General features: G+C 73.2%; 17 protein-coding genes. 6 read left to right on the top strand and 11 right to left on the bottom strand.

Annotated elements, in window-relative coordinates:
- Positions 1-65 precede the first annotated feature (65 nt).
- Together WME98_RS41595 and WME98_RS41590 are read right to left on the bottom strand one after the other, a co-directional pair.
- On the bottom strand, positions 66-395 hold the full coding sequence (locus tag WME98_RS41595) for a DUF6289 family protein (RefSeq protein WP_437947206.1): 330 nt from the start codon (positions 393-395) through the stop codon (positions 66-68).
- A 261-nt stretch (positions 396-656) separates the two neighbouring features.
- Complete coding sequence (locus WME98_RS41590) at positions 657-1,403, bottom strand: 2TM domain-containing protein (RefSeq protein WP_437947205.1); 747 nt, start codon at positions 1,401-1,403, stop codon at positions 657-659.
- Positions 1,404-1,512: 109 nt separating this feature from the next.
- Here WME98_RS41590 and WME98_RS41585 point away from each other — a divergent pair, with 109 nt between their 5' ends.
- Entirely contained in the window at positions 1,513-2,676 is a 1,164-nt protein-coding gene (locus WME98_RS41585) for a serine/threonine-protein kinase (protein ID WP_437947204.1), read from the top strand.
- 60 nt (positions 2,677-2,736) lie between these two features.
- On the opposite strand, the gene WME98_RS41580 is transcribed toward WME98_RS41585, so the two are convergent.
- The gene (locus WME98_RS41580) at positions 2,737-6,636 is read right to left on the bottom strand and encodes a M36 family metallopeptidase (protein ID WP_437947203.1); all 3,900 of its coding nucleotides are present in this window, start codon (positions 6,634-6,636) and stop codon (positions 2,737-2,739) included.
- 361 nt (positions 6,637-6,997) lie between these two features.
- Between WME98_RS41580 and WME98_RS41575 the strand changes: the two genes are divergently transcribed.
- The 3 genes from WME98_RS41575 (at position 6,998) to WME98_RS41565 (ending at position 10,585) form a co-directional block, all read left to right on the top strand.
- On the top strand, positions 6,998-7,756 hold the full coding sequence (locus WME98_RS41575) for a CDP-alcohol phosphatidyltransferase family protein (RefSeq protein WP_437947202.1): 759 nt from the start codon (positions 6,998-7,000) through the stop codon (positions 7,754-7,756).
- 409 nt (positions 7,757-8,165) lie between these two features.
- Positions 8,166-8,912, top strand: coding sequence for a hypothetical protein (locus WME98_RS41570; RefSeq protein WP_437947201.1), 747 nt, complete (start codon positions 8,166-8,168; stop codon positions 8,910-8,912).
- A 320-nt stretch (positions 8,913-9,232) separates the two neighbouring features.
- Positions 9,233-10,585, top strand: a complete 1,353-nt coding sequence (locus WME98_RS41565) for a hypothetical protein (RefSeq protein ID WP_437947200.1) — start codon at positions 9,233-9,235, stop codon at positions 10,583-10,585.
- 129 nt (positions 10,586-10,714) lie between these two features.
- Here the strand turns inward: WME98_RS41565 and WME98_RS41560 are convergent, their stop codons facing one another.
- Positions 10,715-11,470 (bottom strand): hypothetical protein, encoded by a 756-nt coding sequence (locus WME98_RS41560; protein ID WP_437947199.1) that lies wholly within the window; start codon positions 11,468-11,470, stop codon positions 10,715-10,717.
- On the bottom strand, positions 11,463-12,584 hold the full coding sequence (locus WME98_RS41555; RefSeq protein WP_437947198.1) for an AAA family ATPase: 1,122 nt from the start codon (positions 12,582-12,584) through the stop codon (positions 11,463-11,465). The genes WME98_RS41560 and WME98_RS41555 overlap by 8 nt, the downstream gene beginning before the upstream one ends.
- Before the next feature lie 397 nt (positions 12,585-12,981).
- On the opposite strand from WME98_RS41555, the gene WME98_RS41550 reads away from it, so the two are divergent.
- Together WME98_RS41550 and WME98_RS41545 are read left to right on the top strand one after the other, a co-directional pair.
- Positions 12,982-14,679: a L,D-transpeptidase gene (locus WME98_RS41550; RefSeq protein ID WP_437947197.1), complete on the top strand. Its 1,698-nt coding sequence runs from the start codon at positions 12,982-12,984 to the stop codon at positions 14,677-14,679.
- Between the two features lie 226 nt (positions 14,680-14,905).
- Positions 14,906-16,207 (top strand): UDP-glucose dehydrogenase family protein, encoded by a 1,302-nt coding sequence (locus WME98_RS41545; protein ID WP_437947196.1) that lies wholly within the window; start codon positions 14,906-14,908, stop codon positions 16,205-16,207.
- A gap of 50 nt (positions 16,208-16,257) precedes the next feature.
- Here WME98_RS41545 and WME98_RS41540 read toward each other — a convergent pair whose 3' ends face one another.
- The 6 genes from WME98_RS41540 to WME98_RS41515 all read right to left on the bottom strand — a co-directional run bounded on the left by WME98_RS41540 (position 16,258) and on the right by WME98_RS41515 (position 25,835).
- Positions 16,258-17,805 carry a sigma-54-dependent transcriptional regulator gene (locus tag WME98_RS41540; RefSeq protein WP_437338063.1) on the bottom strand — a complete coding sequence of 516 codons (1,548 nt, stop codon included), beginning with the start codon at positions 17,803-17,805 and terminating at the stop codon, positions 16,258-16,260.
- On the bottom strand, positions 17,802-20,045 hold the full coding sequence (locus WME98_RS41535) for an ATP-binding protein (RefSeq protein ID WP_437947195.1): 2,244 nt from the start codon (positions 20,043-20,045) through the stop codon (positions 17,802-17,804). The genes WME98_RS41540 and WME98_RS41535 overlap by 4 nt, the downstream gene beginning before the upstream one ends.
- Positions 20,046-20,344: 299 nt before the next feature.
- Positions 20,345-22,468, bottom strand: coding sequence for a hypothetical protein (locus WME98_RS41530; protein WP_437947193.1), 2,124 nt, complete (start codon positions 22,466-22,468; stop codon positions 20,345-20,347).
- Positions 22,465-23,580: a hypothetical protein gene (locus tag WME98_RS41525; RefSeq protein WP_437947192.1), complete on the bottom strand. Its 1,116-nt coding sequence runs from the start codon at positions 23,578-23,580 to the stop codon at positions 22,465-22,467. Before WME98_RS41525 ends, WME98_RS41530 begins: the two co-directional genes overlap by 4 nt.
- 162 nt (positions 23,581-23,742) lie before the next feature.
- On the bottom strand, positions 23,743-24,051 hold the full coding sequence (locus WME98_RS41520; protein ID WP_061621885.1) for a hypothetical protein: 309 nt from the start codon (positions 24,049-24,051) through the stop codon (positions 23,743-23,745).
- A gap of 311 nt (positions 24,052-24,362) precedes the next feature.
- Positions 24,363-25,835 (bottom strand): DUF4178 domain-containing protein, encoded by a 1,473-nt coding sequence (locus tag WME98_RS41515; protein WP_437947191.1) that lies wholly within the window; start codon positions 25,833-25,835, stop codon positions 24,363-24,365.
- Positions 25,836-25,854 lie beyond the last annotated feature (19 nt).

The raw sequence follows: 25,854 nt of genomic DNA, 5'->3' as shown, positions 1-25,854 counted from the left end.
CCGAGCCTGCTCAGCCCGCGCCGAACCTGCTCAGTCCGCGCCGAGCCTGCTCAGGCCGAGCCTGCTCAGAAGGCCGGGCACGAGGAGCCGACGCACGCCACGGACGGCGGGCCGCCGGGGACCGCGTTGTCGTAGCAGATGTAACAGTTCGTCGAGGGAAGCCCGGGCATGGTGCTGCCGGGGCAGTTGTAGCGACGCTGCTTGTAGTACCTCGACGCTTCTCCGAAGAACTCATTATAATCGGGGTCGCAGTCGCGGGTCTCGACGCCAATCGGTGTCTTGAACGAGCTGTCGCTGTAGTAGGTCCGGGTGAAGCCGGTCGACATCAGCGCCTGCTCGGCGGAGTCCACGGCCTCCTCGCCGGCGACCGCCTCGGCCTCAGGTGCCGATTCCATCGGCTCGGCCATGCAGGCTGCAAGAGCGGTGGCGAGGCCGAGAGCAATCAAGATGTTCTTCAGCATGGTCTGCGTACTCCCTCGTTGTGACGGCGCGAACGCGCGCCCCGGCGCCCGCCCGCGGCAGCGGGTCGGCGCGCAGCCGGGGTGAGCGAAGGGCGCGCCCGTCGCGCGATCGTCGTGAGGATGTGTACGCGCGGGGCGGTGGGCGCGCGTTCACGAACGCGCCATTCGGTTGTGCGTTCGCGCCACCCGCCGCCGTCAGCGCCGGCCGCGCCCCCGCCGCGCCTCGCGATCCGCCTCCTCCTCGCCGAGCGCATCGAACTCCGCGTCGTCCGCCCCGGCCTCCTCCGCGCCGAGCGGCGCGATCCGCCGCCCGCGCCGCGCGTCCTCGGGCGACGGCGGCGGCGGCGCGCTGCCGCGGATCTCCTGCGCGATCCGCGACAGCACCGTCGCGACGCCCTCCTCGACGGCGTGCCCGAGCTCCTCGGCGCTCCGCTCGAGGCGCTGCTTGCGCTCGAGCTGCTCCGCCCTGCGCCGCTCCTTCAGCCGCCGGTGCTCCTCCCGCTGCGCCAGCGCGGCGCTGCGCTCGATCGCCCGCCGGAGCTGCCGCGGGGACACGTCGCTGGAGAGCGCGGCGCGCGCATGGAAGGCGAGACCCAGGCCCCAGCCGAGCAGCGGCCAGAAGAACCACCACGGCCCGGGCGTGAGCGCGTTGACCGCGAAGAGGAACGCGTTCACGACGAGGAACGAGAACAGGTGCGAGCGGAACCCCTTGCGCCGGCGCGCGAGGATCGCCGCGCGCGCCTCCTCCTCGCCCCGGACATGCTCGATCTCGCGCGACGCGGCCTCGATCGCGCCCCGCGAGATGCCGATCTCCTCCGCGGCCGCGACCAGCTCGTCATGGCCGACGTCGCGCGCCTGCGCGTCCCGGAGGGCGCGCTCCAGGATCGCCCGCACCTCGGCCTCGGTGTACCGCCGCCCGCTCTGCTTGTCCGGTTTCGCCATCGCTCTGCCTTCCCCCGCGCGCGGAGAGCATACGCTTGACCGCGTGCGCCCGCCCCGCTTCCATGGGCCCAGCAAGGACCCCATGAGCAGCGACACGGCCTTACAACGCGTGGGGACCACGATCCGCAACAAGTGGACGCTGGAGCGGCTGCTCGGCGCCGGCGGCATGGCCGCCGTGTACGTCGGCGTCCACCGCATCGGGCGCCGCGACGCGCTCAAGATCCTCCACCCGCAGGCCGCGCAGTCGAAGGAGATCTGCGACCGGTTCGAGCGCGAGGCGCAGGCCGCGAACCGCTTCCGCCACCCGGGCGCCGTCGAGATCCGCGACATCGACGTCGCCGAGGACGGCGCGCCGTTCCTCGTCATGGAGCTGCTCGAGGGCGAGTCGCTCGCCGAGCGCGAGCGCCGCCTGGGCGGCCTGCCGCTCGCCGAGGTGCTCGGCTTCGCCGCGCAGGTGCTCGACACGCTCGGCGCGGCGCACGCGCAGGGGATCATCCACCGCGACATCAAGCCGCCCAACCTGTACGTCGTCCGCGAGGCCCCCGCGTCCACGCCCGCGCCCGCCGGCGCCCCGCGCATCAAGGTCCTCGATTTCGGCCTCGCGCGGATCCGGCAGGACTCTGGCCTCCTGGGGGAGCTCACGCGGATGGGCCTCGTGCTCGGCACGACGCCGTACATGCCGCCGGAGCAGGCCAAGGGCCGCGACATCGACGCCCGCGCCGATCTGTTCGCGGTCGGCGCCACCATGTTCCGCCTGATCGCCGGCCGCCACGTGCACGAGGCGAGCACCGACTTCGACCTCCTGCTGAAGATGGGCCGGGAGCCGGCGCCGCCGCTCTCGCAGCGCGCGCCGTACGCGCCGCGCGACGTGTGCCTCGTCGTCGACCGCGCGCTCGCCTTCGACCGCGACCAGCGCTACCCCGACGCGCGCCTCATGCTCGAGGACGTCCTCGCCCTGCTGCGCCGCGAGCCGCCCCCGTACGCGTCGCGGTTCGCGCACGCGCTCGATCCCGACGCGGTCACGCTGCACGGGCAGCGCGCGCCCGCCGCCCCGGACGACGAGAACGGGCCGATCACGGTCCCGGTGGGCCCCGCGAGCATCCCGACCGCCGTCGACAGCATCGCGGTCGAGTGGAGCGACGAGCCGCCCGTGAGCGGCGGATCGATCACCACCGAGTGGGAGCGCCCCGCGGGCGCGAACGAGGAATCGATCGCGGTCGAGTGGAGCGACGAGCCGCCGGACGCGCCCGCATCGCACCGCGCGCGGCGCTGACGGGCTCGGCGGCCCGTCAGCCCGCGTCCGCTGGATCGCGCCTCGCCGGGCCGCGCCCGGTCAGGCCGCGCCCCGGCGCCGCCGCAGCCCGAGCAGCGCCATCGCCAGCAGCGTGGCCAGCGGCCCCGCGGTCCTGGTAGCGCCGCCGCCGGGCACCTGGCAGCCGCAGCCGTCGCCCTCGGCGACCACCGGGGAGCCATCGGTCGGCGCGTCGGCCCCGCCGCCGCCCTCGCCGCTCGGGGCGCCCCCCGCGCCGCCGGCGGCGCCCTCACCGCCGCCGCCCTCGCCGCCCGCCCCGCCCTCGCCGCCGGCGCCGCCCTCGCCGACCGGATCGCCGCACCCGGGCGCGTCCGGGACGAGCGCGCCGAACGGCGTGTTCTCGATGCCGCGGACGTCGATGTCGTCGATCTCCCAGCCGAAATCGCCCGAGTAGGCGTCGGTGCCGATGCGGAAGCGGACCTTCACCGTCTTCCCCGCGAACGCGTCGCCGAGATCGAGCGTCACCTGCTCCGGATCGGGCCAGGCCTCGTTCGCGCCGACGAAGCCCTGGCGGCCGGCGAGCGGGTTCACCGACGGCTCGTCCACCGTGTTGCCGATCGGGCCGCCGTACCCGGGATCCGCGTACGCCGCGACGTCCTGCCAGGTCGCGCCGCCGTCGCCGCTGATCTCGATGAGCCCGCCGTCCCAGTGGACCGCCGCCTCGTCCTCCGTCGCCGGCGAGATCTCGAACGAGTACCGGTGCTTGAACGAGATCACGAGCGGCTCGCCCTCGCCGACCGAGAGCGGCGGCGAGACGAGCTGCGTGTCGGAGAGGCTCGGGTGGTCGACGCCGCGCCACGCGTGGTTCGTCAGGTCCGTCTTCTCGCGCGACCAGATGGCGTCCGCCTCGTCGCCGTCCTTCGACCAGGCGGGCGCCTCGCTCTCGACCGAATCGACGGCCGACGCCGCCGGCACGTCGTCGACGTTGAGGCGCGCCCCGACGACGCCGGCGACCATCACCTCGCACGCCCGGGGGGCGGTGACGTCCACGCGGAGCTCCAGCGCCTCGATCCCGACCGCGGCCTCGTCCACCTCGACCTCGACCTCGACCGTCCCGGCCCCGAACGCCGGGATATCGGGCAGCAGGATCGCGGTCCCGTCCGGGAACGACACGTGCTCGTTCGTCGAGGAGACGGTCGCCGCGGCGCCGAGGAGCGGCAACGGCCCCGCGTTCCGCACCTCGATCGCCACCTTGCCGCGCTCGCCCGCGTCGAGGAAGCCGTCGTCGTCGCACGAGCGCACGCCGTCGTCCGGCTCCCCCGGCGAGACGGCGGCGAGCGGCGCCATCGCGAAGCTCTCGACCACGCCGGCGAAGTCCTCCGAGTCGCGCGGCGCGGACACCGCGCACGTCCCCGCGCCGCGCCGCGCGAAGCCGTGGGCGAGCGCGAGCATGTCGGCCTCGCTCCGCGCGAACGCGGCCGCGAGCAGCGCGTCCCGCTGCTCGGTGTAGGTCGCGTCCACCGGCGCGAGCTTCATCCCCGCCACGACGATGTCCGACATGAGCCGCCGCGCCTCGTCGTGCGTGTAGACGCGGCCGCCCTCGTCCTCGCGCGCGAGCAGCTCGACGTAGCCCTCGAACAGCATGAGCGCCCAGATCTCGCCCGCGTTGTGGACCTCGGAGTTCCTCGGGTCGCTCCCCTCGAGGATCGGGTGATCCGGGAGCGCGACGCCGTCCGAGATGTGCTTGAACGTGAGCCCGTTCTTCGAGAAGTTGATCGTGTAGGGCGCCCGGCGGCCGCCGTAGTAGGCGCTCTCGCCGCTCTCCTCCGACGCGTAGATGCCGGTCGCGAAGGTGCCGCCGAGGTCGTCGCCGTCGCGCATCGCCATGTGCAGCGCGATGAAGTCGCCCCAGCCCTCGCTCTGCGCGTCGCACTGCGCGGTGAAGCACTGGGTCAGGCGCCGGTGGAGGTAGTGCCCCCACTCGTGCGCGGTGACGGTGTTGTCGATCGTGCCGTCGCGCACGACGCCGAGCACGCGCTCCATCGCCGCCCTGACCGTCCCTTCCAGGAGCGCGGCCTTGAGGCTGATCCCTTCCTCGTAGGAGGTGGAGAGCACCGGGATGGTCACCGCGGCGTCCTCCGGCGCGCCGTTGCCCATGCCCGGCGCGGGGTCGCCGGGCGCGTTGTTGGCGATGATCAGCGCGGCCGCGCCGGCGGCCTGGGCGTTCACCCCCTTCTGCTTGAAGGTGCAGCCGCCCCGATCGACGAGCAGGATCTTGCCCGCGACGTCGGCGACCGGCGCCTCGCACCCGTCGCGGGTTCCATCGACCGCGTCGTCGGGCGTGGCGTCGACGCCGTCGTCGACCAGCGCGATCTCGGCGGAGAGGTTGAAGTTCCCGGCCCCGAACGCGGCCGTGCCGGTGCTCAGGCTCGCGCCGCCCGGGTCGAGCGTCAGCGTGCGCCGGACGTCCTTGCTGTTCCAGAGGTACATCTGCATCCGCGGCGAGGCGCCGTCGGACATCGCGTTCATGTTCGCGTTGTTCCGCTGGGCGTTCGGCACCAGGGCGCCGTCCTGCGCCTCGGCGTGCAGCGGATCGCCGCCGAGGCCGCCGCGGCCCATGTTGTCCAGCTGGGCGTTGCCCGCGGCCTCGTCGAAGCCCGAGTCGTAGTACCAGTCATGCAGCCAGTTGTTCACGTAGAACAGCTGGGTCACGGCGGCCATGGTCTGCGCCTCGCTCGACACCGGATCGAGCAGCGGGTCGTAGACGTGGTCGAACGTCCGCGCCGCGGTGAGGGTCGCCCGGACGTCGCCGTTCGAGAAGCCGTCGGGGGCCCGGTGGTCCGCGTAGGCGTCCACGTTGTTGCCGAAGGTCTGGACCGCGTCGTTCGGCAGCCAGGGGTCGGCGGCGCCGCCCGGGCCCTTGTTGAACCCCTCCATCGAGACGAGCGGCGCCGGGATGAAGTCCGGCTGCGACCCGTCCGGCACGCCGGTCGGGTGCGGCAGGAAGTCGGCCTGGGGCCCGTCGAGGGGCCGCCGGTCGCCGGTGGTCTCGGCCCAGACGCGGTAGTTGAACGCGTCGTACTCGATCAGGTCGCGGCGGTAGAGGACGCGGCCGTCGTCGGCCGCGATCACGTAGTCGTAGGCGTCCGAGGAGACGGACTCGACCTCTCCCGAGATGAACTCGACGAAGTACGCCGGGATCAACCCTTCCGGCATCGGGAAATAGACCCTCTTCACGCGGGCCGGCTCGACCAGGTGGAGGCCCGCGGCGCGGAGCGCGCTGCCCGGCGCGAGGTCGAACGCCTGGTAGTCGCCGGCGGGGCGCTGGAGATCGACGACGCCGCGCTGCCCCGGGTGGATCCCGTGGAGGTCCTCGAGCGCCCGGCCGAGCGCCTGCCTCGGCGAGAGGCGGAACGCATGGCGGCGCGCGCGCGCCATGGCGGGCACGGCGGCCGGGTGCAGGTTGCCGGAGATGGCGACGAGCGCGAGGTCCTGGCGCATGAGCACCTTCACGTCGGTCTGGAAGACGTCGGCGCCGTCGACGCGCTGCCGCAGGACGACGATGACGGGGCCCTGGCCGAGGTCGTGGACGTGGACCACCTGCGCCGCCTCCAGCGCGGCCCGGGACAGGCCGTAGTCCGCGGCGAAGCGGGCGAGGTGGCGCCGGGCCGCGGCCTCCGGCGTGGCGCCCGGGGCGACGGCCGACGGGGCCTCGGCCGGCGCGGCCCCGCTCGCGGCCCACAGGAAGGTCGGCGCGCCGCGTTGCTCGTCGATGGACGTGACGACCCCGCCCGCGCGCGCGGCGCGGGCGGCGGCCGCGGCGCGCGCGTCGCCGAGGGCGCGCGCGGCGCCGAGGGCGCGCGCGGCGCTTGGCGCGCGCAGGTAGGCGTTGAGGTCGGGCCGCTTGCCGGGGGCCGCGTGCGCGAGCGAGCCGGCGAGGAGCGCGAGCGAGAGCGTGAGACCGCGAATGGAACGCTTCATCCGATCTACTCCGTGCGTGACTGGACAGCGGTCGTGCCGCCGGATCGCTTCGTTGTTCCCGAGCGGGAAACCGGCCTGATGAATGAAGACCTTTGATAGACGTTCCCGCCGCACGAGGGAAGCCGCTCGGCGGCTCGGGGCGGGCGTTAGCCCCGGCGAGAGCGGCCGCGACGGCGGCGGGCGGCGGCGGGCGGGCTCTTCGCTACCGCGACGAAGCCCGGAGGAAACACGCCCGGAGGGCGGGAGGAGGCGCTAGGAGACGGGGCGCGCGCCGCGCGCGGGGCGGTTTGTGCGTCGGGCGGGGCGGCGCGGAGCGGTTTGTGCCCTTCCCGTCGGACCGCCGCTCTAGGATGCGCCCGCCATGCTCGGCGAAGCGAAGCGCATCTACCTGGCCACGCGGAAGAAGCACGATCAGCTCTTCAACACCTACGTCATGCGCCCGCTCGCCGGCGGCGTCGTCGCGCTGCTCGCGCGGACCTCGATCACGCCGAACCAGGTCACGCTGCTCAACCTCGCGGTGTTCGTGGTCGCGGCGGCGTTGCTCGTCGCGCTGCCCACGGCGGTGGGGGGCCTCGTCGCCATCGCCGTGCTCGAGCTGAGCTACCTCCTCGACTGCGCCGACGGGATGCTCGCGCGCCACAAGCAGATCGCGTCGAAGGAGGGTCACCTCTTCGATTTCTTCACGGACGAGCTCAAGGCGGTGCTCCTCTCGGGCGCCCTCTCGGTGCGCTTCTTCCTCGCCGGCGGCCTCGGCCTCGACGGCGCGCTCTGGCCCGCGGGCGACCCGCGCTTCCTGCTCGCGGGGGTGGTCGGGGTCGCGGTGATCGCCTCGGCGATCTCGCTGACGAACTTCGTCCGCCGCCCGGAGATCAGCGGCAAGGAGACGTCGGTCTCGGCGCACTATGAGAATGTCACGGAGGAGCGCCCGCGGTCGCCCGTCGCCCGGGCGGCGGCGCTCGTGACGACGTTCCTGCGATTCCTGAACCACTACCCGAGCCACATCTGGGCGTTCGCGCTCGCGGCTCGGCTCGACGTGTTCTTCTGGATCTATGTGCTGATCAACGGCCTTTACCTGGCGCGGGGCTGGCTCGGGCTGCTGCTCAGGTTCGGGCGGGGCTAGCTTCCGGGGGACCGCCGGATGCGGTGCGCGAGCGAGCGCGTGGCATCAGGGGCGACGTGCGTGTCCCAGGAGCGGGCCGGCGGCAGCCGGAGCGCGGGGGCGCGACCGCTGCGCCGGGGAGGGCCGGAGAACGGCTGCCCCCCCCGCAATCCCTGAATGCTGCGCGCCCGCGGCGCGCTCGACAGCAATTGGGCCATGATACCTGCTGACGTGTGGAGGTGCTCTCAACCGGAAGCCCAGGAGCGATTGAGCGACGCGGAGCGGGAGACGGCGATGGAAGACGGCTTCTTTGGGCCTGGCCAATCCGCGGCCTTCGACGCGATCCGCGCCTGGCACGGCGGAGGCAGCGCCGGCGCCTGCGTTGTGTACGGGCCGGCGCCGGGCGGCCGGCGCGCCGTTCGAGCAGGAGGTGCTGGCGCGGCTCGCGGACGGCCTCTGGCCCGACGACGCGCCGCACGCCGAGGATCGCCAGGGGCTCTGCGAGCTGCTCGCGAACGAGATCGCGAACCGGGACGCCGAGGACGGCGAGCCGGCGCTCCTCCTCGGCCTGGTCGGCCCGGACGCGTGCGCCGACTGGCCCGAGGAGCGCGAGCGGTCGGTGCTGGGCGAGCTCGGCCCTTCCGTGCGCGTGCTGATCTCGGTGTCGGGTCCCAGGGAAGCGGCCGAGCGGTGGGCAGAGCGGCTCGCCCTCGACGTCTCCACGATCGCCTGGGTGCCCGTGAGCGGCTTCCGGCTGGCGCTGGGGCTCGACGCCTCGGTCGAGATCGCCGAGCGCGGTGGGAGCTCGGGTCAGGCGCGCATCGCGGCCCTCGCGGCGCTTTGCTGCGCCGCGCCCGCGCCGTCGCGGCCGGCGCTCGCCGCCCGCGCCGTCGCGGCCTACCGCGAGAGCGGGGACACGGACGGGCTGGAGACGGTGATCCGCTGCGCTGCCTGGATGTCGCCTCATGACGCCGCGTGGCTGTTCGCCAGGAGCCTCGGCGACGCTGCCGGCTCGGTCACGCTTGCATCGACCCTGAGCGGCTGGGGAGGCGTGAAGATGCTCGCGCCGCTGGTGGCGCGGATCGGCGGCGACAGCGCGCTCGCCGCTGTGGCGGACGCCCTGCACGGAGCGGACGCATGGCTCGCGTGGATGGAGTCCGGCGACAGGAACAATTGACGCATCGCGTCGCGCGCACAGGTCGCGACCTCCTTGCGCCCCCTCGGAAGGGGGGTCGGCTCGATCCGAAACCGAACCGGAGGGCCTCCGAAGCCCGTTTCGCCACATCGCGACCTGTCCGCGACCCCTCCGAGGGGGGTCAGGTCGATCCGAAACCGAACCGGAGGGCCTCCGAAGCCCGCGCCGGCACGTCGCGACCTGCCCGCGATCCATCCCGCGGGGGCGGCCAGCTCGAGACCCCTCCGAAGCTCGCTCCGTCCCGCTTCGGATGGTCCTGGCCGCCTTGCGGGCTCGCCGATGGCTCGGTTAAAGGGTCGACGATGATCAAGGCCCTGGCGTGGCTGGCCTGCTCTCCCCTCATCCTCACCGCCGGCTGCGGCGCGGAGAGCGACGATACGACCCGAGCTCCATTTCCCGAGTACATGCATCCGTTGTCCGAAGGGGAGAGCGCCTGTGGGCGAGCCGACTTCGAGGAGCTGTTTCCTTTCTCGATCCGCTCCGCGACGCTCCCCGTGCTCGTCCACTACTCCCGGGAAGAGGAGCGCGACACCGCCCGTCAGGTCCTCGCCTTCGTGGAGAAGGGGTGGGACTACCACGTGAATCGGATCGGCATGCACCCGCCGCTGACGGATGCAGGAGAGTGCGGCCCCGACGACGCGTTCGACGTGCTCGTGTGGCGAGGCCACCGCAGCTGCCTGGTCGACGTCCTCGGCGATGAGCCGTCGACTTCCTGGAACGACTGGCACCCTTTCATGATCGTCGATCCGTGGGGGCCTTATGGCGGCGCCGATCTGGAGGAGACCGTCGTGCACGAGATGGCGCACGCGTCGCAGGCCTCCGACGACTGGAACGAGAGCCCCGTCCTCTTCGAGATGTCGGCCAGCTTCCTCGACCAGATCTACATGGATCGCTATGCGGACGAGGGCCTCGCCGATTTCCAGAGGCACCCGGACCGGGCGATCGACCACGACGACGGTTACGAGACGTGGGCCATGTATGGCTCGTCCATGGTCCTCCTGTACCTCAAGGAGCGGTTCTTCGACGGCGATCCGACGTTCGTCTCCCGCATGTGGCTCGACGCGCGCAACCCTCGAGGCGCCGAGGGCGCGCTGGATCGCAACGAGCCCGACTTCGTCGATGCGCTCGACGCGATGCTGCGCGAGGTGGCGGACACCAGCTATGTCGACATCGTCCCCGAGCTCGCGCGCTGGCGCTGGTATACCGGCGATCACGTCGACGACCGGCACTTCCGTCACTTCGCGGGGGGCCTCGAGAACCTCGAGGAGGCCAGGCTGACGCTGGCGGCCCAGATCGAGGCTTCGCCGGGCAGGATCGACATCCGCGAGGACGCGCCGATGATGCTCGGCACCAGCTACATCGAGCTGTCGGCGGGCGCGGACGCCGCGCGGCCGGTCTGCGTATCCCTCGAAGCGCCCGACGACGCGAGGCGCCGCTTCGTCGTCCAGGCCGTGCCCGGGCTCACGCCCGACTCCGACGGCGAGCTCCTCGACCTCTCGTCCGGCCCCGCACCCCTGGAGCTCGCGGCGGACGGGAAGCGAACGCTCGCCGTGACCGTCTTGCCCACGGGCCCTTACGACCCCGACACCCGAGGAGAGGAGCGATATCCCTTCACGGTGGTCCTCCACCCACGGAGCGACGGCTGCTCCGGATGAGCACGGGCCGTCTGGCTGCCGGCGTCGTGCTCGGCACAGGGAGCGAGCTGCGGCGCCGCCACGATGCCTCTCGCGTACGGCCTGAGTGGCCGCGAGCGAGGACGGCGCCGGCCGGGGGAGGGTCGGTCGTCAGCGCTTCGCGACCTGGCCGAAGAGAGGCACGAGGCGCGCTTCGATCTCATCGAGGTAGTCCATCAGTCCAGTCGCAGCGCCTCGCTGCTTCAGGACGGCCAGGGGAGGCTCCTTCATACATGCCTCCTCCCGCTCGTGGTCTCCTCCTGTGAGCGCACGGAGCACCCGCTTGGCATCGCGCTTCGCGCCGTCCTCGCTGGCCGTGAGCTGCTCGGCGCGCGAGCGGGGATCAAAACCGAGCTCCTTGCGTTCGCGCTCGAGGAGCGCTCTCTCGGCATCGTCGCGAGGCTCGTAGCCAGCGAGGATCCAGCATTCTCGCTTGGTGTGGGCGACGCCGATGATGACGACCGGAAAGCGCCACGACTGCGCGTCCCGCGCCTGCTCGAAGCCCTCACGACGCCGGCTCAGCTTGTCCGCGTCGCGCATGAGGATGACGGCATCCGGGGGAGGATCGCTCGTGGCGAGGAGCTTCAACGCCTGCTCGGCCATAGCTGCATCCGGCTCTCGCGGCTTTCCCCCGGAAAACCCGTGCGCGACGACATGCCGCGCCCTCGCTATCTCCTTCATGCTCGTCCACTTCAGACAAGAATCCTGACGGCGCTCGCCGTGATAGGCGCGAAGATGATCGAGCGTCTCCGAGTCAATCCAGTCAACCGCTTCGCAGAGCACTCGATCGCAGAGCGCGCATGCGGTGCGCCGGTCGGCGTCCGCTTCACATACCACTGCTATCGAGTAAGCCGCCTGCTCAGGCATGGGGCTGCGCGCCTCGCTCGCGGACCCAGTCCTCGCCCACCATGCTCCAGATCTCCCCGGGGCTCATGAACTCCTTCCAGCGTTCAAACTGCGGATGTTCGTTCAACCGGGCCCACCTCACGGCGCCGGTCTCGTCGGCGCTCGTCAGTCGAACCTCCTCAGGCTCGAGATGATCGATGAGGTAGGGGGAATGGCTCGTCGCGACGATCTGCAGTTCAGGAAACACGTCGAGGAGCTTGCGGATCTGCGCGACCAGATCGGCGATGGCCCTCGGGTGGATCGCGCGTTCAAGATCGTCGATGAGGAGCAAATGTGCACCCTTACGGCTGATGATCGCCGTCAAGATCCCGAGCACGATGAGCGTCCCCTCGCTCGCGGCGTGGGCTGGTAGATTGGCCGCACCCCGCATGTCCAGCACGGCACGATGGCCGACGTATTCTCGCTCGACGGTGCTCGTCATCGTCTGACCGTTGATGGTAACCCGCTGGATCTCGGGACGCTTCACCGCTGAACGCTCCAGGCGAATCCTCTCCACAGCGGGGATGACCGCGCGCAGCGCGTCCTCCACACGTCGGAAGTCGTCCGCGCGCGAGATGAGCATCTCGGCGAGCACGGCGGCCAGGCCATCGCCGTCCGGCTCTATTCGCGGGACGAGGGAGGCGCTGTAGGATGACTGGGCGAGCTTGGTCGCATCGAGCCTGAGCAAGTCCGCTGGAGCGCGGACAGCATCTATCACTTCTCGAGCTTCATCTGACAGCTGAGAGCTAGCCCCCGGGTACGTGATCACGTCATCGCCGTATTCAACGGTCACGTGCCTTCCCCAGTGGCCATCGCCGTAGTCCTCTGCCAAGAGACGGATCGAGCCCGCCCTGCCCTTCCAAGTTCCTGTGCATCGAATCTCGATCGGCTCGCCGGTGCCATGAGAGCGGAGCACCGACGGATGTCGCTCACCTTCCAGCAGCGACCAAGGGTCTTCTGAATGGAGATACGCGAGCCCCTGAAGCACGCTCGTTTTTCCAGAGGCGTTCGGCCCCACCAGCACCGTGAACCGCTCGAGCGGGAGAGAGATGTCCCGCAGCGCCTTGAAATTCTTGAAGCTGACGGTCTCGATCATGGTCCTGCACCGGAGCCCTCCACGGGCCCCGGGAGCCTAGACGACCCCGCCCATCCCGGCTACCTCGCGCGCCTGACCCGCTCGCCCTCTGGCTTCCGCTAGCAACGGGATCGCGTGGCCTCTTGCGTCGCGGGAAGTTGGACCGAACTCGCTGCCGTCGCGGCGTGGCGCGCTGAAGCGCCCCTGTGTTCCGCCGAACGGCGCGGAGTCTTCGCGCGGCGCCTCGCTCGGCAACGGTCGCCATCACGCACGCGTGTCGCTCGTCTCAGTGCCAGGACCCGTGGTGGACGCCACCCTCCACGAGGCCCGAGCGCGAAGCAGGAGCGGACCATCCTCGGCGCAGACGCCGCCGAAAACTGGCCCGCCTCCCCCTCCTGTGCACTACGGTCGCCCCGCCATGGACACGCCGCCCCGAACGCGCCCCGCAGCACCGCGCGCGGCGCGCCGCCCTGCGCTCGCGTCTCTCGCCCTCGCCGCGCTCCTCTCGGGCTGCGGCCAGTCCCAGTCCGGGACCACCCCCGACTCGCCGGCCGAGGCCCAGGGCGGCGCCGCCGCCAAGGAGGCCGCCGCGCAGGGCCCCGCCTCCGCCGCTTCCGGCGCCCCCTCCGCCTCCCCTGCCCCGGCCGAGGATGAGCCCCCGCCCGGCCAGCCCCAGGGCCCGCCCATCGTCTCGCTGAGCGGCGTCGCCACCCCGCCCCCGCCGCCCGCCGAGGGCAGCCCGCGGCTCGCGAGCATCGCGATGCTCACCCGCGTCTACGCCCGGCCCAGCACCGGCGCCAAGCGCGTCGGCTTCCTCCGCGCCGGCGCGATCGTCGAGATGGATCCCGAGCCCGCAGGCACCGACGGCTGCCCCGGTGGCTTCCGCAAGATCAAGCCGTTCGGCTACGTGTGCCTCGGCCCCGACGCGACCCTCGACCTGAACCACGAGATCGTCCGCGCCGCCGCCCGCCGCCCCGACGTCACCCACAAGCTCCCGTACATGTACGGCACCGTCACCCGCGGCGGCCCCGCGTACGCGCGCATCCCGACGCAGGACGACCTCGAGCGCCACGAGCCGAGCCTCAAGAAGCACCTCGATCGCTGGGCGAAAGACGAGGAGAGCGGCGCCACCTACGGCCTCGACGTGTGGCTCAAATGGAGCAACGAGCCGGCCCCGCCCGCGCTCGACGCCCTCGCGCAGCGCATCACCGATCGCGAGATCCCGTGGTTCTTGCGCGACGGCCGGAGGGCCCCCAACCTCTCCGGCCTCATCAAGTCCGACGACGCCGTGAAGATCGACGAGGTCTCGCGGCGCAACGGCATGGCCTTCATCGAGTCGTTCCTCCACGAGGGCCGGCGCTACAACGTCACCACCGACCTGCGCGTCGTCCCCGCCGATCGGTTCCGCCCCATCCGCGGGTCCGACTTCCACGGCGTCGAGATCGGCAAGGACATCGACTTCCCGTTCGCGCTCGTGCGCCGCGCCGGCGGCAAGCGGTGGCGCGTGGAGGGCAAGAAGCTCGTCGACGCCGGTGAGCTCGAGTGGCGCGCCGCGGTGCCCCTCACCGGCAAGCAGCAGTTCTTCGGCGGCAAGCTGCACTACGAGACGAAGGACGGCGACTGGGTCGACGATCGCCACGCCGGCCGCATCGACCCCGCCAAGAAGATGCCCGCCTGGGGCAAGAACGGCGAGAAGTGGCTCGACGTCAACATCACGAAGCAGGTGCTCGTCGCCTACGAGGGCACGAAGCCGGTCTACGCGACCCTGATCTCGAGCGGCGAGGCGGGGCTCGAGGACCACGAGTCCAGCACCGCGACGAAGCGCGGGATCTTCCGCATCCACACGAAGTACATCTCCATCACGATGGACTCGGACGCCGTCGGCGAGGAGTTCGAGCTGCGCGACGTCCCCTACGTGCAGTACTTCGAGGAGGGGTATGCGCTCCACGGCGCCTACTGGCACGACAAGTTCGGCCGGCCCAAGAGCCACGGCTGCATCAACCTGTCGCCGGAGGACGCCCGCCGCCTCTTCTTCTGGACCGAGCCGGCCGTCCCGCCGGGATGGCACGGCGCGGCGCGCTCGCTGACCGGAACGGTGGTGTTCGTGCACCCCTGAGCCACGCGCCCCTCGGGCGTCGAGCGCCCGGCCCCGCGCGCGCCCGAGCGCAGGCCCGCCCCGACGGCGGCGCGCGAGGCGCGCGGCCGGCGAGGCCCGCGCCCGGCGCGGGCGCGGGCGCGGCCGCGGGCGCGCGCGCTTGACGTAGCGGGACAGATCGATCGGGGATCACACTTCGCGCTCCTCCCGGCTCGAACAGCCCGAGAGTCGTGGTAGCGTCCCGCGCATGCAGCTTGCGGTCGTGGGAACAGGGTACGTCGGCCTCGTGGCCGGCGCGGGTTTCGCGGACTTCGGGAACGACGTCGCGTGCGTCGACGTGTCCGCCGCCAAGATCGAGATGCTGAAGCGCGGAGAGATGCCGATCTTCGAGCCCGGCCTCGACGTGCTCATCGCCAAGAACACGCGGGACGGCAGGCTCCGGTTCTCCACCGACGTCGCCAGCGCCATCCGCGACGCGGAGATCGTCTTCATCGCCGTCGGCACGCCGCAGGCCGACGACGGCTCCGCCGACCTCTCCGCCGTCGAGGCCGTCGGCGAGACGATCGGCAAGAACCTGAACAACTTCAAGGTGATCGCCACGAAGAGCACGGTCCCGGTCGGGACCGCGGATCGGCTCAAGCAGATCATCGGCGGGCTCACCACCCAGCCGTTCGCCGTCGCGTCGAACCCGGAGTTCCTCAAGGAGGGCGACGCGGTGAACGACTTCATGAAGCCCGACCGCGTGATCATCGGCTCGGACGACCCGAAGGCGCGCGAGATCCTGCGCCACCTCTACAACCCGTTCGTGCGGGCGAGCGACCGCATCCAGCTCATGGACGCCCGCTCGGCCGAGCTCACCAAGTACGCCGCCAACGCCCTGCTCGCGTCGCGCATCTCGTTCATGAACGACCTGGCGGTGCTCGCGGAGAAGCTCGGCGCGGACATCGAGCTCGTACGCAAGGGCGTCGGCGCCGACCCGCGCATCGGCACGAAGTTCCTCTTCGCGGGCCCAGGGTTCGGCGGGTCGTGCTTCCCCAAGGATCTCTCGGCCATCCTCTACACCGCGAGCGCGGTGGGGCACGACCTGGAGATCGTGCGGGCGACGGAGCGGATCAACGCCCGGCAGAAGCGGCTGCTCGGGAGCAAGGTGAGCGCCCACTTCGACGGCGCGCTCAAGGGCAAGACGATCGCGGTCTGGGGGCTCGCGTTCAAGCCGCAGACCGACGACATCCGCGAGGCGCCCGCGCTCACGCTGATCGACCAGCTGCTCGAGGCGGGCGCGACGGTCCAGGCGCACGATCCGCAGGCGATGCCGAACGTGCGCGCCATCTACGGGAACCGCATCCTCCTCAGCGACGGCATGTACGGCGCGGCCGAGGGCGCGGACGCGCTGGTCGTCGTCACCGAGTGGCACGAGTACCGGCGCCCCGACTTCCACCGGCTGAAGCGCATCCTGAGCTCCCCGACGCTCTTCGACGGGCGCAACGTCTGGGAGCCCGACGAGCTCCGCGGCATGGGGTTCGTCTACACCGGCATCGGCCGGAAGTAGCGCGCCGCCCGGGCGCGGCTCGGCCGTCGCCCGCGCCGCCCCGGCGCGGCTCACCCGTCGCCAGGGTCCGACGGCAGCGAGAGCCGCCGGCTGCTCGGAGGCTCCTCGCCGAGGTACCGCGGCGCGTTCGCGGGCGAGAGCCGCCGGCTGCTCGGCGGCTCCTCGCCGAGGTACCGCGGCGCGTTCACGGGCGTGACCCGCCGGCTGCTCGGCGGCTCCTCGCCGGTGTGCCGGTCCCACCGCCGCTCGAGCATCTTCCGATCGACGCCGATGAGCCGCGCCGCGGCCGCCTTGTTGCCGCCGCAGCTCTCGATCGCGTGGTGCAGCACCGCGCGCTCGATCACGCGGAGCTTCGATCCGAGCCGCTCGGGCAGGGCGAGCAGCGCGCGCGCCAGCCGGTCGATCTCCGCCGTGGCGTCCACGATCGGCCGCTCGCGCGCGAGCTCCTCGAGCGTCGGGACGTCGATGAGATCGTCGTCCGCGAGCAGCCCGAGCCGCTCGACGACGTTCCGGAGCTCCCGCACGTTGCCGGGCCAGGGCCGCCGGACGAGCCACGCGATCGCCTCGTCGGTGTAGCGGAGCTTGCGCGGGAGCTCCGCGCTGAAGGCGAGCAAGAGCTCGATGAGATCCGCGTCGCGCTCGGCGAGCGACGGGACGTGCACCGTGACCACGTTGAGCCGGTAGAAGAGATCCTCGCGGAAGCGCCCCTCGCTGATGCGCTTCTCCAGGTCGACGTGGGTCGCCGCGAGGACGCGGGCGCGCAGCGGGATCTCCGACTCGGCGCCGAGCGGGCGGAAGCGGCGATCCTCGAGCACGCGCAGGAGCTTCGCCTGGAGCTCGCCGGGCATCTCGGCGATCTCGTCGAGCAGGATCGTGCCCGCGCCCGCGAGCTCGAGCTGGCCGCGGATGCGCTTCTCGGCGCCGGTGAAGGCGCCGCGCTCGTGCCCGAAGATGAGCGACTCGATGAGCGTCCCCGGCAGCGCCGAGCAGTTGACGGCCACGAACGGCTCGCCGCGGCGCGAGCTCATCTCGTGCAGCGCGCGGGCGACCATCTCCTTGCCGCTGCCGGTCTCGCCGCGGATGAGCACGGTCTTGCTCGACTCGGCGACCCGCTCGACGATCCGCCGCACGCGCTCCATCGCCGCGGACGAGCCGAGCAGCGCCTTCGTCCCGAACGTGCGGTCGACCCGCTCGCGCAGCCGCACCACCTCGCCCTTGAGGAGCAGCCGCTCGCGCTGCCCCTCGATGATCGGCAGGAGCATCTCCGGGCAGAGCTCGTCCTTCAGCACGTAGTCCTGCGCGCCGAGCCGCATGGCCTCCCGGATCTCGGACAGCTCGCTGACCGAGGTGACCATCACCGCCGGCGTGCTCCGCCCCGAGGCGCGCACCCGCCGCAGGATCTCCAGGCCGCCGCGGTCGCGCGGATCGTCCGAGAGGCGCACGTCGAGGAGCAGGAGATCCGGCGCGCTCCGCTCCACCGCCGCCATCGCGTCGTCGAGGCCGACCGCCTCCAGCACCTCGACCTCGTCGAGCGCGGCCAGGATCTGCCGGAGCGTGCGGCGGCCGCTCCGCTGATCGTCGACGACCAGGATCTTCACGCGACCTCGTCCTCTGCGGTCATGGTGACGTCGGCGGCCGGGATCGCGATCACGAACCGCGTCCTGCCGTCGCGCCGCTCCGGGTCGATGGACCACCCGTGGGCGCGGACGATGCGGTGCGTGATGGCGAGCCCGAGCCCCGTCCCGCGCGGCTTCGTCGTGTACCAGGGCGCGAAGATGCGCGAGGCGTCCCCGCCGAAGCCCGGCCCCGTGTCCCACACGACGAGCTCTGCGCCGCCCTCGGACGGCTCCCAGGTGACCCCGACGGTCCCCCTGTCCCCGGCGGCGTCGAGGCCGTTCGAGAGGAGGTTGACGAGCACCTGCGTGGCCTGGTCGGGGTCGCAGCTGAGCCGCGGCGTCGCGCTCACGCGCGCCTCGATCCGCCGCTTGCCGAGCTGATCGCGCAGGAGCATCTCCGCCCGGCTCACGAGCTCCTCGACCGCGAGGCGGCGGCGCTCGAGCTTCCTGTGCGTCACCCGGCGCAGGCCCATCACGAGCCGCTCGAGGCGCTCGACCTCCTCGCAGCCGATCTCGACCTCCTCGGCGTCCAGGCTCTGGTTGCTCGAGCCGCGCTTGAACACCGAGCGGAAGAAGTTGATCGGGTAGCGCACCTCGTGGGTGATCTCGGCCGCGAGCGTCTCGATGAGCGCCGCGCGCTCGTCCCGCCAGGCGGCGGCCTGCTCGCGCCGCCGCCGCTCCAGCTCGGCGTAGCTGTGCGCGTGCGCGAGGGCGAGCGCGGCCTGGTTGCCGATGGTGCGGAGCAGGTCGAGGTCCTCGCTCGTGAACAGGGCGCCGCCGCGCTTCTTGCCGACCTCGAGGACGCCGAGCAGCCGGCCGCGGAACATGAGCGTGAGCGAGAGCTCGCTCGCGCTCGCCGGCGGCGGATCGATCCCGATGAGCCGCTCGCCGCTCGCCTCGGCGGCGCGCGGCTCCTGCTCGCCGGGGGCGTCGGCGGCGTCGACCTCGATGCGGCGGAAGGTGACGCGCTCGCAGGACAGCCAGCGCGCCACCGTGCGCTCGACCGCGTCCGCGACCTCGTCGGGATCGGCGACGAGGGTCAGCTCCTCGCTGAGCTGCTCGACGGTGGGCTTGTACTCGGCGCGCGCCGGGAAGAGCTTCCGGTCGCCGGCGCCGAGCGCGAACACGACCAGCGCGGCGCTGACGATCGCGGCGGGCGCGGCGACCTTGATCGCGCCGAGCAGCGGGAGGCCGGCGTACCCCGCGCAGGCGGAGCAGACGATCACCGTGAGCGCGACCATCATGCCGGCGATGATGATCCGCGTGAGCGGGCGCGACAGGAGCGCGCGGCTGCCCCAGAGGTCGTAGCGGATGAACGCGACGACGCTGGAGACGGGCGTGAGGGCGAGCGCCGGGATCGAGAACCACGCGAGCGCCGACTCCGCGACGCCGAGCATGGCCAGGAGGAACCCGACCGCGATCACGACGTGCGGCGGCGCCATGGCGAGGAGCAGCGCGCGCAGCGTGCGGCGGCGGTCCCCCTCCGCGGCGGCGAAGCGGAGGATCAGCGTGATCGCGAAGAAGAGGAACGAGGCGACGACCAGGGTCGCGCAGACGCCCCGGATCCCGACGGTGGTCCAGCCCATGGCGTGCGAGGCGAGCATGCCGGCGGCGAGCAGGCCGCCGAGCCCATGCGCGATCCGCGCGAAGGCGGGGTAGCGCGCGATGAGCGCGACGTCGTCCGGCAGCCGCAGCGCCAGGGTGAAGAAGCTCATCGGGACGAGCGCGTACGCGACGTGGAAGAACGGGACGAGGTCGCGCGAGCTGTGGTAGTCGAAGATCGAGAACTGGAAGAGCGCGGTGAACAGCGCGGCCGTCGCGAACGCGCGCGCGAGCTTGCCGCGCGGGCTCGCGCTGAGGGCGATGAGCGCGGCGCCCACGTAGAGCGAGGCGACGACCATCAGCCCGCCGGCGTAGAACCACCACGCGAGCGGATCGAACGGGACGAGGGAGAGCTCGACGTCGCGCACCCCCTCGGCCGTCTCGACGCGGGCGTGCACCGAGCGCTGCCCCTCGCGCGCCGCCTGCTCGATCGCGGCGTCCCAGGTGCTGGCGCGGTAGCGCCCCTCGGTGCTCTCGAGGCGCCAGCCGTTGACCTCGACGACGCGATCGGGGAACCGGAGGCCCTTCTGGAAGCCCTCCCAGGACGGCAGGCCGAGGCTCGAGACCACGCCGTCCGGGTCGACGAGGACGCCCGGGAACGGGCGCTCGTACCAGCTCACGGCGCTCCTGATCCCGGAGCCGCCCAGTACGAGCGTCGCGAAGACGACCGCCGCAAGGAGCCAACGCCGATTCTCGATAGCTGGCATCGGGAGACTCGACGGCGCGTAAATTGCGCCACGAGCCACCCACGATACGCTGGAACCCCGGGTGAACCAACGGGGCTCACGCGCCGGGCGGCACGCCGCGCCGCGACCGCCCGCGCCCCGGCGGGCCCGGCGGCGCTGTTACGCGATTTTCATTACGTTTTCATGCGTGGATGAGAGGGGGATCACGCCGCGCCGCCGGTGAGGGAGCGCGCTCAGGCCGCGCCCTGGCGCGCGCGGCGCTCCGCGGCGTCCGCGAACACGGCGTCGGCCAGCTCGCCGAAGCGCGCCTCGACGGCCTGGACCGCGGCGGCGTCGGTCGCCGAGCGCTCGAGGTCGTCGAGCAGGGCCGCGACCTCGCCGCGCACGCGCGGCGGCGCCGGCGGCGCCTGGCGGCTCGCGGCGAGGCCGCGGACGAGGACCGAGAGCTGCCGCAGCACGACGCCCGCGCCGTGGGCGCGCCGGCGCGCGTCGTCGCCCGCGGTGAGGCGGGCGTGGCGCGCGAGCGCGCAGACGCCGTGGCAGAGGCTCGGGTCGGCGAGCAGCGCCCGGACGGCCCAGCGCGCGAGGCGGCGCGAGTACAGGCCGCGGGCGAGCGGGCCCGCGGCGCGGGCGTCGTGCCAGGCGCGCGCGGCGCGGTCCTCGCCGATGAGCACCAGCGCGAGCGCGACGGGGTCGCCGGCGGCGAGGCAGGCCCGGCCGGCGTCGATGCGGCCGTAGCCGTGCTTGGCGTTGTGGCCGTCGCGATCGCGCCCGTCGGGGAAGAGGTCCCAGGGGTCGGCGATCGGCTCGGCCGACGCGGGCGCCGCGGGGGGCACCGGCGCGAGCGTGCGCAGGACCAGGGCGTCGAGCTCGGGCAGGCGCAGCGCGGGGTTGCGCGACAGGACGAGGAGCAGGACGCCCGCGGCCAGGGCCGAGGCCCCGCTCGACTCGGCGTGGCAGAGCCGCTCGGCCAGCGGCGCGGCGCCGGAGGTGGGCGCCGCGCCGGATTCGGGCGCCGCGCCCGACGCGCCGGAGGCGGGCGCCGCGCCGGATGCGCCGGAGGCGGGCGCCGCGCCGGATTCGGGCGCCGCGCCCGACGCGCCGGAGGCGGGCGCCGCGCCGGATTCGGGCGCCGCGCCGGACGCCGGCGGCAGCGGGCAGGTGAGATCGTCGCCGGGCGCGAGCCATCGCACCGCCGGGCCGCGGTTGGCGAAGGGGCGGCTGCGCCCCCGGCGGTCCCGCCAGAGGAACCACCCCTCGCCGCGGGCGCCCGGGCCGACGCAGAACACCCGCGGGTCGCTCGCGGGCTCGCCGAACCCGAGCGAGAAGCTCGCGTGCAGCGACGCGGGGGGGCTCGAGGCCTCGCGGCCCGTCGGGAACACGACCGGGCAGCCCCGGCCGCGGCGCCCGAGGCGGGCGGCGAACTCCAGCGCGTCGTCCAGCATGGGCGTCGTCGAGCCCTCGACGTACGCGGCGCAGACCACGACGTCGGCGCCGTCGCTGACGGCCTGGATGATCGCGACCGGGAGGGCCAGGACGCACGAGCCGGGCTTCGGGATCAGGTAGAGCCGCGGCGACGCGTCCGGCGCGACGCCGCGGAAGCCGCCGGGGCGGCGGGAGCCGACGGCCCAGGCGACCATGAACGAGCCGTGCGCCTGGCTGCGCGGCGGGTGCTCGAGCATGACGAGCACCTCGCGGTCGAGGCCGAGCTCGTCGGCCGCCCAGGCGTCGTCGTCGATGACCCCGAGCCGCATCCCCGCGCCGCTCCCGCAGCGGCGGCGGTCGACCCCGATCCCGCCCTCCTCGTCGCGCAGGAACCAGCGGCCGGGCGTGACGGGATCCTCCTCGAACGACGCGCCGCGGACCGTCCACCCGTCGGGGCGCGCCGCGGCGCCCGCGGCCGCGTCGAAGCGCGGCGCCACGGCGGCGCTCGGGCGCCGGGCCGACGCGACGTAGCGCACCGGGAGCGCCGCGGCCGAGAGCGCGGCGGCGACCTCGGCGCGCCGCCCGCCGTCGGGCGACCGGACGCGGAGCCAGAAGATGGGCGGCCGCTCGATGACCCGCTCGACCTCGACCGCGGACCAGCGCGCCGAGAGCGCCGCGACGACGTCGCCGGGGGCCGCGGCGCAGCGCAGGGCCACGACGATGTCGAGGGGGCAGCCGTCGTCGTCGCCCGCGGCGGTGGGCACCGGGGCGTAGCCGAAGTCCCACGGCGGGCGCGCCGGGCGCGCCCTGGGGGAGGCGGTCGACGCGGGGGGCGGCGCGCTCGGGCGGCCGCGCGCCGGGCGAGCGCGCGCGGGCCCCTCCTCCGGAGCGCCCGCTCCCCCCCGCGAGGCCGCGTCGCGGCCCCGGCTCATGCCAGCACGGCCTTGGCCCAGGCGTTGAGCGCGTGGGCGCGGTTGGCGAAGCCCGGGCTCTCGGCCTCGCAGCGCGCGAGCTCCTGCGCGTGCGCCTCCCTCGCCGCCGCCCAGGCGGCGACGCGGCGGGCGCCGAGGGCGGCCGCGCGCCGGCGCGCGGCGCCGAAGCACCGGCGCTCGCCGTCGAGCATCGCCGCGAGCACGCCCGACTCGAGGACCATGCGGCGCACGGGGACGAGCGACGAGGCCGCGCTGGAGGCCGGCGGCTCGCTCTTCGCCCTCGGCGTCGCGGCGATGCCCCAGGGCGGCGTGCCGAGCGGCCCGTACGCGATCGCGGCGCGGTGGTACGACCCGGACGCGCGGTCATCATCATCCCGCGCGCGCGCGGACGTGGTGTCGGGCTCCCCCTCCGCCCGCGATCGGAGCTCCGAGGCCAGGACGACGGCCCAGGCGCCGCCTCGCTGGTAGTCGTCCTGCCAGTCCATGACGTCGTCGTGGAGCTGCAGGCCGAGCCACACCGACGAGAGCAGCCGCGCGAGCACCTCGCGCTGCGCGGCGGTCCAGCCCGCGGCGTGCGCCAGGGCGATCGACGCCGGGAAGCCGACGCTCTGCTTGCCGAGGGAGAGCGCGTAGTAGCGGCTGAAGCCGGCGGGCTCGCCGCTCGCGAGGACGCTGCGCTCGGCCTCGATGGCGAGCAGCGTCGCCTCGTCCGCGCGGGCGAAGTCGATGGCCGGGTCGTCGACTTCGGGCGCGACGCGGCGCAGCGCCTCGTCGCGCGCCCGCCGCGCGTGGGCCAGGATGGCCTCGAGCTGCCAGGTCGGCCGGACCTGCGCGTCCTGGATGCGGTCCGTGCCGAACGCCTCGATGACGGCGAGGAGGTGCGCGAGCAGGGCGTCCTGCACGGTGGCCCCGCGGACCCCTGGCATGGCCTCGGCGAGCAGCGCGGGCGCGGCCAGGGTGATCTCGTTGCGGAACACGGCGCTCCAGGGCACGTCGCGCGACGGGGCCAGGCCGAGCGTGTAGGCCAGCCCCTGCGCCTCGGCGTGGAGCATCCCCGGGAGGGTCCGCCAGAACGCCGTGTAGAGCTCGTCCACCCAGAGCGCGTCATCCATGGGCGGACACCTCCGCGGCCGGGCGCGACGCGCGCGGCCCGGCGCTCGCGGCCGAGGCGCGGCGCGGGCGCCGGGCGCCGGGAGATGGGACCGGGGCGGAGCCGCGCCGGTGGGACGTACGCCGATGGCGGTGCAACCCCGCCTGTCGCCTGCGCCGCAGCATCAATAAATGTTCGACTCCTTCCAGGGCGACAGGCACACGTTGATGCGCTCCTCGACCACGATCGCGCGCCACTGGAGCACCTGGGCGGCGCTCAGCCCATCGAAGAAGCCGCCGATCCAGGAGCGGATGCGGCTGTTGAGCAGCGCGCGGACCCTGGCGGCGTCCACCGGCTCCTCGTCGGCCTCGGGCGAGACGATGTAGAGGGAGAGCAGCTGCTTGAACTCGTCGAAGTGCTCCTGGTTCCGGAGCAGGGAGATGTAGAGCGCACGCAGCTGTGCGTGCGGGTCGACCGAATTCACGGTTTGCATGGGCCTCCGTCACCGGTTCGCGCCGGCTTCGGGCGGCACATTGCACGTCATGGGCCGCCGCAGGCCAGCGTGTAAACCATTGAAATCATTCGATCGAGGGGAGCGGCCGGAGGCGACCGATACCCGAAACCGACCATCACCTGCCCGGATTCGACCGTTCCCTTCGACGTGAGGCCGCTCTCTCCGCGACGGTGGACATAGAGATGTCCAGGCCCGCGCGCGCCCGATTCGGCACCACCCGGGACCATGGCATTCCCGGCCCCGCGACGGCCTCTAATTCAGATTCAGCCGAATCTGGCAGTAAAGCTGGATCACTTCCCGCCCCCGAAGCTCGGGCTACCCCCCCCGGTCGGAACGAAGATGACGCCGCCGCCGCCCCCACCACAGTCGCTGAGCGCGATGAGGATGAGGAGGACGATGACCAGGACGACGACGAGGACGATCACCGTGCCGGCGCTCATGCCGGTCCCGCTGCCGAGCCCGGGTTTCGGCGGGGGCGGCAGGTGGAAGGCGGCGGCGAGCTCCGGGCCGGGCAAGGGTGCGCAGAACGACACGCTGACCTCGGTCGGGGCCTGCTCGATGCTGATCTTGCCGCCTTCGCCCTGGTACTCGGTGGCTTGTACCCCCTCGCCGATCTCCACCTTCCAGTAGAACTCGCCGATGACGTATTCCACCTCGGCGTGGACGCTCTGTTGGAGCGCGTACGTCCTCCCCTGGTAGCTCGCGGTCGACCCCATCGGCTGGACCTCGCCGGGCGACAGCGGCGTCACGAGCTGCCAGGCGCCGTCCTCTTCCATCAGCCACAGGTAGCCGACGCTCGGTCCGCCGTAGAGCAGGTACTCCCGCCAGCGGTAGCGCTCGCCCTCCACCGTGCAGCCGCGGATGACGAAGCCGATGCAGAGCACGCGCATGCCGCGGAGCTGGCCCTCGGCGCCGAGCGGGACGTACGGCTCCATGGGCGGCCGGGGCACCTGGCCGAGGGCGACGAGGGCGCCGTTCGTGAGATCGCTCGCCGTGCCGCAGTAGCGGCAGACGATGCGCTCCGCGGTCCCCGGGGCGGCGAGCGGGAGATTGCCGCCGCAGTTCGGACAGGCGAGGGCCGTCACCTGCGCGGCGGGCCGCTCCACGGGCACGCCGGCGTCGAGCTGCATCACGGCGGGGTCGATCTGCCGGCCGAGGTAGAGCTTCGGCGGGATGATCCGACCGTCGCCGTAGTCGAGGGTCCCGAACTCGCCCCGCGGCCCCGCGATGTCGACGAAGCCGGTCACCACGCCCGGCGCGGCGACGTGCGGCATCTCGCCCTCGGCCGAGATCACGCGCCGGCGGCCGACCTCGACGACGGTGAACACGCCGTGCCCCTCGAGGTGGACGCGGCCGCCGGGCTGGAGGGAGGCCCACGGGGGCAGCCCGTTCAGCGGGAGCGGCGCCTCGGTGGTCGCGTACCAGCGCCCCTGGGCGTAGGCGACCCACGTCCAGCGGCCGCTGGCCGGGAAGGCGATGAAGATCTCCTGCCAGGGCGCGCCCGGCGCGCCGGCGCGATCGAGCTGCACGCGGCCGTCGACCACGAACGGCTCGTTGCCCCAGCGCCCCGTGACCCCGAGCTGGAGGGGCGTGGGGATCTCGACAAGGTCCGCGACGCGCCCGACGGCCCGGAGGTCCCGGTCGGTGCGGGCGACCACGAACTTGCAGTGCTTGCACACCTGCGCCATCGCGCCCGCGAAGCGAAACGTGATCGGCGCGCCGCACGAGGGGCACGCGGCTGCTCGGTCGAAGGGCGTGCTCACGCGAGCACCATACTAGAAG

This window comes from Sorangium sp. So ce296 (assembly GCF_051529605.1).
Taxonomy (GTDB): domain Bacteria; phylum Myxococcota_A; class Polyangia; order Polyangiales; family Polyangiaceae; genus Sorangium; species Sorangium cellulosum_D.
The sequence above is the reverse complement of the archived record's forward strand: the minus strand, read 5'-3'. Positions and strand labels throughout refer to the sequence as shown.

Bases quoted from the DNA above. Each gene is read 5' to 3' on its own strand.
- WME98_RS41575 (WP_437947202.1), top strand. From the start codon at position 6,998: ATGCTCGGCGAAGCGAAGCGCATCTACCTGGCCACGCGGAAGAAGCAC.
- WME98_RS41550 (WP_437947197.1), top strand. From the start codon at position 12,982: ATGGACACGCCGCCCCGAACGCGCCCCGCAGCACCGCGCGCGGCGCGC.
- WME98_RS41590 (WP_437947205.1), bottom strand. From the start codon at position 1,403: ATGGCGAAACCGGACAAGCAGAGCGGGCGGCGGTACACCGAGGCCGAG.
- WME98_RS41525 (WP_437947192.1), bottom strand. From the start codon at position 23,580: ATGGATGACGCGCTCTGGGTGGACGAGCTCTACACGGCGTTCTGGCGG.
- WME98_RS41530 (WP_437947193.1), bottom strand. From the start codon at position 22,468: ATGAGCCGGGGCCGCGACGCGGCCTCGCGGGGGGGAGCGGGCGCTCCG.
- WME98_RS41545 (WP_437947196.1), top strand. From the start codon at position 14,906: ATGCAGCTTGCGGTCGTGGGAACAGGGTACGTCGGCCTCGTGGCCGGC.
- WME98_RS41580 (WP_437947203.1), bottom strand. From the start codon at position 6,636: ATGAAGCGTTCCATTCGCGGTCTCACGCTCTCGCTCGCGCTCCTCGCC.
- WME98_RS41555 (WP_437947198.1), bottom strand. From the start codon at position 12,584: ATGATCGAGACCGTCAGCTTCAAGAATTTCAAGGCGCTGCGGGACATC.
- WME98_RS41565 (WP_437947200.1), top strand. From the start codon at position 9,233: ATGATCAAGGCCCTGGCGTGGCTGGCCTGCTCTCCCCTCATCCTCACC.
- WME98_RS41560 (WP_437947199.1), bottom strand. From the start codon at position 11,470: ATGCCTGAGCAGGCGGCTTACTCGATAGCAGTGGTATGTGAAGCGGAC.
- WME98_RS41595 (WP_437947206.1), bottom strand. From the start codon at position 395: ATGGAATCGGCACCTGAGGCCGAGGCGGTCGCCGGCGAGGAGGCCGTG.
- WME98_RS41520 (WP_061621885.1), bottom strand. From the start codon at position 24,051: ATGCAAACCGTGAATTCGGTCGACCCGCACGCACAGCTGCGTGCGCTC.